Below are 6,348 nucleotides of genomic sequence, written 5' to 3' on the forward strand. Positions count from 1 at the left end.
GCCGCCGCCGGGGCCTCTCGCGGCGGCGGTCGCCGGTGTGGTGGTGGTCGCGGTCGTCGCGCGCCTGATCATCGCGGCCGGCGGGCGCTCCGACGGGGGCGACCGCCGGGCGGAGACACCGGCCGAGGAGTCCGTGCGCCCGGAGGACGGAGGCGAGGAGGCCGGGACCAGCTCGCCGCAGCCCGGCGGCGCGGCAGCGGACCGGACGGCGTCCCCCTCCGCGACCTCGTCCACGTCCGCCTCTGCGTCGTCGGGGCAGGAGCCCCGGAACACGCCCGGTGCGGGCGTCCACCGGCAAGTGCCTGGACCTCTTCGGGGGTGCGAGCGGTTCCCAGATCGGGCTCTGGGAGTGCAACGGCCGCGACAACCAACGGTGGAGCGCCGTGTGACGCGGGCCCGCACCACGCGAAGGGGCGCGCCCGGTGCGTACCGGGCGCGCCCCTCGGTGCGTCAGGGCACCGTCAGCGCTCGGAGGTGCGCCCCCGCATGTCGTCCGCCGCGTCGCGCGCCTTGTCGCGGCCCTTGTCGGTCGCGTCCTTGACCCGGTCGCCGGTGGCCTCGCGGTCCTGATTCCGGTCGTTCGTCGAGGCCTTGGCGCGGTCGGCGAGCTCGTTCGCCTTGTCCTTGAACTGGTCGGCGATGCCCATGCTGGTCACTCCTCGGGGTGAGTGGGGGGGGTGGCCCGGTGGGGCCTCGACCAGATTCACACGGGCCGCCGCGCCCCGCATGTCGATCAGTCACGCTGCGTACGGATGACGGCGGGGGCCGTCTTGTCAGTGCCCGTCCTTACGCTCGGATCATGAGAAGAGACCCTGTCCAGGAAGCGTGGGACCGCATCGACGCGTGGCTGCGGGAGCACGCGCCCCGCACATTCGCCACGCTGGGGCCGCCTGCGGAGCCCGAGGAGATAGCGGCGGCGGAGAGGGAACTGGGCCTCGCCTTTCCCGCCGAACTGGTCGCGTCGCTGCGCCGGCACAACGGGGCGGTGGGCGGCGCGGAGGTCTTCCGGTTCAGCTCGCACGACCGGCTGCTCCCGGTGAGCGAGATCGTCCAGGAGACCAGGTTCATGCGCCACCTGGCCGACGGCCTGGACGAGGAGGAGGCCGCCTACTACTGGACCGACGCCTACGTGAAGTTCGGTTCCTTCGAGTCGACGGCCGACGGGCTCACGATCGACTGCGGCCGGGAGCAGGGCGCCTACGGCGCGATCGGGCGCTTCTTCGACGAGACCGGCACCGACTTCGGCATGGCCGACTCGCTGGGCGCGTACCTGACGGAGCTGGCCGACCTCCTTGAGGGCGGCCACGCCTCGGGTGCCGTCACGTTCAACGGCCGGCTGATCTGGGAGTGGGCCGAGTCGCCCCGGCCGGAATGGGGCAGTGCCGTGGAGCCCCTTCCCCGGCCGGACGAGGAACTCCCGCAGCTCGACCTGTCCTGCCGTCCCACCGATGTGGTCCACGTCAGCCGCTTCGAAGGGCTCGACGAACTCGGCGCGCTGATCGCGGTCCTGCCCCGCGAGCGGGTCGCCGAGGCCGCGCGGAAGCAACTGCGCAGGGTGGCCGAGGACACGGGCCTGGACCGGTATCCGGAGGTCGGGGCGGCCCTGGACGCGCTGGACCGGGGCGAGGCCCCGCCGCCCCGGGAGCAGACCGGGCCGCCGGCTCTGCGGCTGCGCGCGGTGATCGCCCAGGCGGAGGCCCGCCGGGATCACGTCCTCAAGTGGGCGGCGGAGACGACGGTGCACGGCATCTGGGGCTCGCCGTACGAGTGCGTACGCATGAGCGCGCACCTCCACGGCCGGCTCCACCTCGGCTGGCGCACCGATCTGCACGAGGACCTGGGGAGCCCGCCCCTGCCCTCGATGCCCGATGACCGCTTCTGGGGCGCTCTGCGCAATCCCGCCATCGACAACGCCTGGCACGCGGCCCAGTACGCCGCGCAGCAGGGCGAACAGGGCTGACCCCGGCCGCTCCGGTCCCGCCGGAAGCGCCCGGGGCCGGCCCCGTACCGCGTGGTGGTCAGCCGCGTCCCGTACGGGACGCGCGCTCGTTCTGGTCGGCGGCGCCGCCGGCGCCCACGAGCCCCTTGGAGACGCCCTCCAGGCGCGGCCCGAACCTCTTCATCTCGCGCTGGCCGACGACGCCGATGAGGGTGGGCAGGTAGCCGCGGACGGGCTGCATGCCGCGCAGCCACCACTGGGCGTACACATGGGCGGAACGGCGCTCGATGCCGGCGACGACCCGGTCGACGGCGGGGCCGAGGGGGTAGGTGCGGTTGGTGGGCCAGGGCAGCCGCTTGCGGAGGTCGCGCATGACGTCGTCCTCGTCGGCGCCGCGCACCATGTCGGTGTCGGTCCAGGAGAGGTAGCCGACGCCCACCTTGACGCCCCGGTAGCCGACCTCGGCGCGCAGGGAGTGGGCGAAGGCCTCGACGCCGGACTTGGAGGCGCAGTAGGCGCTCATCATCGGGGCCGGGGTGATCGCGGCGAGGGAGGCGATCTGGAGGAAGTAGCCGCGGCTCTCCATGAGGACGGGGAGGAACGCGCGGGCGGTCACCGCGCCGCCGATGAGGTTGACCTCGATGACGCGGCGCCAGGCGACCGGGTCCGAGTCGATGAGGGGGCCGCCGGTGGCGACACCGGCGTTGGCGACGACGACGTCGACCTTGCCGAACCGATTCTTTACTTCCTGGGCGACGCGGGCCATCGCCTCGTGGTCGGTGACGTCGGCGTGCCAGTGGTCGCTCTCGCCGTGCAGGCGTTCGGAGACCTTCTTCAGCTCGTCGGGTTCGAGGCCGACGAGGGCGAGGATCGCGCCGCGGGCGGAGAGCTTGCGGGCGAGGAGTTCACCGACGCCGCGGGCGGCTCCGGTGACGACGACGACCTGTCCTTCGAGACTTCCCCTGCCGCTCATGCGACCTCCTCCTTGCCCTCGGTGTTGCTCTCGGTGTCCGTGGCGGTGCTGTGCTCCCGGTCCGTGCCGACCGTGAGGTGGGCGGTGACGAGTTCCCGTATCTTCGCCGTGACCGCCTCCGGCGCCTCCACGGGCGTCATGTGTCCCATGCCCGTCAGCTCGGTGAGGCCCCGGCAGTCGGGCAGGGCCGCCGCTATGGCGCGGGCGTGGACGGGCGGGGTGAGCCTGTCCTCCGTACCCGCGATGACGGCGGTGGGCACCCGCAGCTCCCGTACGCCCTCGTCGAGGTCGAGTTCCGCGAGGACGTGGCCCCAGGCGACGCGGGGGACACGGGGGCAGGCGTGCACGATGCGGGCGCACGTGTCGACCCGGTCGGGGGCCGAACCCGGTCCCATTGTCCCGTACTTGAGGATGCGTCGGGACAGCGGGGTGACGGGCCCGAGGGGGGCGCGGGCGCCGAGTATGGCGCGGGTGACGCGGGTGCGTACGGCGCCGGGGCGCAGCGGTACGACGAGCGATTCGGCGAGGAGCCGGGAGCTGCCGGTGCTGCACAGCAGGACGGCGGCGGCGTGCTCGCGCAGTTCGGGGCGGCGGGAGGCGGCCATGATGGTCATGCCGCCCATGGAGTGTCCGGCGAGGACGGCCTTCTCGCCGGGGCCGAGGGTCGCGCCGAGCACGGCGACCAGGTCGTCGGCGAGGGCGTCGGTGCTGTAGCCGTCGCGGCGGGCGGCGGGCGAGGTGCCGTGGCCGCGCTGGTCGTAGGCGATGACGCGGTGGTCGACGGCCAGGTCCCGTATCTGGGCGTCCCAGAAGCTGGTGTTGCAGGTCCAGCCGTGGGCCAGGACGATCGCGGGCGCGCCCTGGGGACCGTGGATCTCGACGTGTATGCGGGAGCCGTCGGCGGAGACGGCGAGAAGTTCGCGGACCGGGACCGGCCGGCGGCCGGCGACGGGCAGGGGGCGGCTCATCGGACGGCCTCCTCGGAGACAGCCCCGCCGGAGCTGCGCTGGGCGGGGAGGGACGGGCGGATCACCTGGTATTCGGAGACGTTGACCGTGCGGGTTGCCCGGCGGAACTCGGAGGTGGTGCCGGGCCAGACGGTGGTGTTGCGGCCGTTGGCGTCGAGGTACCAGCTGTTGCAGCCGCCGGTGTTCCAGACGGTGCGCTTCATGCGGTCCTGGACGCGGCGGTTCCAGCCGTTGACGGCGGAGGGGCGGGCGTCGAGGGCGACCTTGCCGCCGAGGATGTCGAGCTGGCGCATGAAGTCGGCCATGTAGTTCAGCTGGGACTCGATCATGAGGATCATCGAGGAGTTCCCGAGGCCCGTGTTGGGGCCGATGATGGTCATCCAGTTCGGGAAGCCGGCCGCGCTGGCGCCGCGCAGGGCCTGCATGCCGTCCTTCCAGGACTCGGTGAGCGTGATCCCGTCGGCGCCGACGACGCGTTCGGCGATCGGCATGTCGGTGACGTGGAAGCCGGTGCCGAAGATGATGGCGTCGACCTCGGCCTCCGTACCGTCCGAGGCGACCACGGTGGAGCCGCGGACCTCGGCGAGCCCGGATGCGACGACGTCGACATTGGGCTGGGCGAGGGCGGGGTAGTACGTGCTCGACAGCAGGATGCGCTTGCAGCCGATGCGGTACGAGGGGGTCAGCTTGGCGCGCAGTGCGGGGTCCTTGATGGCGCGGGCCATGTTGGACTTGGCTATCCGCTCGACGAGGCCGAGCTGGTCGGGGTGCTTGGTGAAGGCGCTGACCTGGAGTTCCCGGATGCCCCAGAGGAGGCCGCGGCGGGCGGTGCCGGTGGCGGGCAGGGCGCGGTGCAGCCGGCGTTCGAAGCCGCTGATCTTGCGGTCCATACGGGGCATGACCCAGGGCGGGGTGCGCTGGAACAGCGTCAGCTTGCCGACCTTGGGCTGGATGGACGGCACGATCTGGATGGCGGAGGCGCCGGTGCCGATCATCGCGACGCGCTTGCCGGTGAGGTCGGCGTCGTGGTCCCAGCGGGCGGAGTGGAACACCTTGCCGGGGAAGTCGGCGAGACCGGGGATGTCGGGCATCTTCGGGTCGGAGAGCGGTCCGGTCGCGGAGACGACGACGTCGGCGACGACGGTGGTGCCGTTGGCGCTGTCGATGACCCAGTGCAGCTCGTCGTTGTCCCAGCGCATCTGCGTCACCTCGTGGTTGAGGCGCAGGTGGGCGCGGAGCCCGAAGGTGTCGGCGACGTGCTCCAGGTAGGCGCGGATGTGCTCCTGCCCGGAGAAGGTGCGCGGCCACTCGGGGTTGGGGGCGAAGGAGAAGGAGTACAGGTGGGACGGGACGTCGCAGGCGCAGCCGGGGTAGCTGTTGTCGCGCCAGGTGCCGCCGACGGAACCGGCCCGTTCCAGGATCACGAAGTCGGTGATGCCTTCGCGGCGGAGCCGGACCGCGGCCCCGAGGCCCCCGAATCCCGATCCGATCACCGCCACGCGTACATGCTCGTGCTGGGCCATGCTGCCGCCTCCCGCGGTACGTCACACGACTCTGCCAGCAATCACTGGCATTGTTGGGAGGGTAAAGCAGCGGAGTACCGATGGGTAGGGGGTCCGCAGAGGAAAGTTACCGGCGGTACAACATGGGGCCGGGCCGCCGGGCAGACGGATAGGGTGCGGGGGTGGCAGAGGGACGCGAGCACCGCGAGTACCGCATGGAGGAGCTGGCCAGGGAGGCCGGCATCCCCCTCCGGACCGTGCGCTTCTACCGGGAGCGCGGCCTGATCTCGCCGCCCCGCCGCGAGGGCCGCATCGCCTGGTACGACGACAGCCATCTGGCCCGCCTGCGCACGATCACCGGCCTCCTGGAACGCGGCCACACCCTGACCGGCATCGCCGACCTCGCCCGCACGTTCGAGAGCGGGCGGGACGTCGCGGAGGTCCTGGGCCTGGGCGAACCGTCCGAGGAGACCCCGGTCCGCCTCACCCCGGAGCAGCTGGCCGACTACTTCGAGGGCGAGTCCACCCCGGAGAACCTGGCGCTGGCGATGGAGCTGGGCTACCTGGGGACGGACGGCGAGGAGATCGTCCACATCAGCCGCCGCCTCCTGGAGGTGTCGGCCGAGCTGGTCCGGGAAGGCGTGCCGCTCGCCACGGTCCTCGCGACGGGCCGCCGGGTCCGCGAGCACGCGGACGCGCTCGCGGACCTGTTCGTGGCGGTGCTCCAGGAGTACGGGCCGGAGCCCCCGGCCGCGGAGGCGGGCGAGGTGGTGGAGCCGCCCCAGCTGCGACCGCTGGCACGGGCGGTGATCGACGCGGAGCTGTCGATGGCGCTGGACCGACGCCTGCGACGCGAGAAGCCGGGGGCGGATGCGGCGGGACCGGGGGCGGATGCGGCGGGACCGGGGACGGACGCGGCGGGGTAGGGGCGGCCGGTCCGGGGGCGGACGCGGCGGGGCAGGGGCG

General features: G+C 72.9%; 6 protein-coding genes and 1 pseudogene. 2 read left to right on the top strand and 5 right to left on the bottom strand.

What is annotated here, in order from left to right; translation table 11 throughout:
- Together MHW47_RS30545 and MHW47_RS30550 are read right to left on the bottom strand one after the other, a co-directional pair.
- Nucleotides 1-234 (bottom strand): annotated as a pseudogene (locus tag MHW47_RS30545) (hypothetical protein); the annotation flags it as partial.
- Nucleotides 235-461: 227 nt separating this feature from the next.
- The gene (locus MHW47_RS30550; protein WP_239227116.1) at nt 462-647 is read right to left on the bottom strand and encodes a hypothetical protein; all 186 of its coding nucleotides are present in this window, start codon (nt 645-647) and stop codon (nt 462-464) included.
- A 152-nt stretch (nt 648-799) separates the two neighbouring features.
- Between MHW47_RS30550 and MHW47_RS30555 the strand changes: the two genes are divergently transcribed.
- Nucleotides 800-1,960, top strand: a complete 1,161-nt coding sequence (locus MHW47_RS30555) for an SMI1/KNR4 family protein (protein WP_239227117.1) — start codon at nt 800-802, stop codon at nt 1,958-1,960.
- 58 nt (nt 1,961-2,018) lie between these two features.
- Here the strand turns inward: MHW47_RS30555 and MHW47_RS30560 are convergent, their stop codons facing one another.
- The 3 genes from MHW47_RS30560 to MHW47_RS30570 are packed head-to-tail and all read right to left on the bottom strand — an operon-like array spanning nt 2,019 to nt 5,403.
- The gene (locus MHW47_RS30560) at nt 2,019-2,912 is read right to left on the bottom strand and encodes an SDR family oxidoreductase (protein WP_239227118.1); all 894 of its coding nucleotides are present in this window, start codon (nt 2,910-2,912) and stop codon (nt 2,019-2,021) included.
- The gene (locus MHW47_RS30565; protein WP_239227119.1) at nt 2,909-3,880 is read right to left on the bottom strand and encodes an alpha/beta fold hydrolase; all 972 of its coding nucleotides are present in this window, start codon (nt 3,878-3,880) and stop codon (nt 2,909-2,911) included. Before MHW47_RS30565 ends, MHW47_RS30560 begins: the two co-directional genes overlap by 4 nt.
- Nucleotides 3,877-5,403, bottom strand: coding sequence for an NAD(P)/FAD-dependent oxidoreductase (locus tag MHW47_RS30570; protein WP_239227120.1), 1,527 nt, complete (start codon nt 5,401-5,403; stop codon nt 3,877-3,879). Before MHW47_RS30570 ends, MHW47_RS30565 begins: the two co-directional genes overlap by 4 nt.
- A 194-nt stretch (nt 5,404-5,597) precedes the next feature.
- Between MHW47_RS30570 and MHW47_RS30575 the strand changes: the two genes are divergently transcribed.
- Nucleotides 5,598-6,308 (top strand): MerR family transcriptional regulator, encoded by a 711-nt coding sequence (locus tag MHW47_RS30575; protein ID WP_239227121.1) that lies wholly within the window; start codon nt 5,598-5,600, stop codon nt 6,306-6,308.
- Nucleotides 6,309-6,348: the final 40 nt, after the last annotated feature.

This window comes from Streptomyces sp. OfavH-34-F (genome assembly GCF_022347745.1).
Lineage (GTDB): Bacteria > Actinomycetota > Actinomycetes > Streptomycetales > Streptomycetaceae > Streptomyces.

Bases quoted from the DNA above. Each gene is read 5' to 3' on its own strand.
- MHW47_RS30565 (WP_239227119.1), bottom strand. From the start codon at position 3,880: ATGAGCCGCCCCCTGCCCGTCGCCGGCCGCCGGCCGGTCCCGGTCCGC.
- MHW47_RS30575 (WP_239227121.1), top strand. From the start codon at position 5,598: ATGGAGGAGCTGGCCAGGGAGGCCGGCATCCCCCTCCGGACCGTGCGC.
- MHW47_RS30570 (WP_239227120.1), bottom strand. From the start codon at position 5,403: ATGGCCCAGCACGAGCATGTACGCGTGGCGGTGATCGGATCGGGATTC.
- MHW47_RS30550 (WP_239227116.1), bottom strand. From the start codon at position 647: ATGGGCATCGCCGACCAGTTCAAGGACAAGGCGAACGAGCTCGCCGAC.
- MHW47_RS30555 (WP_239227117.1), top strand. From the start codon at position 800: ATGAGAAGAGACCCTGTCCAGGAAGCGTGGGACCGCATCGACGCGTGG.
- MHW47_RS30560 (WP_239227118.1), bottom strand. From the start codon at position 2,912: ATGAGCGGCAGGGGAAGTCTCGAAGGACAGGTCGTCGTCGTCACCGGA.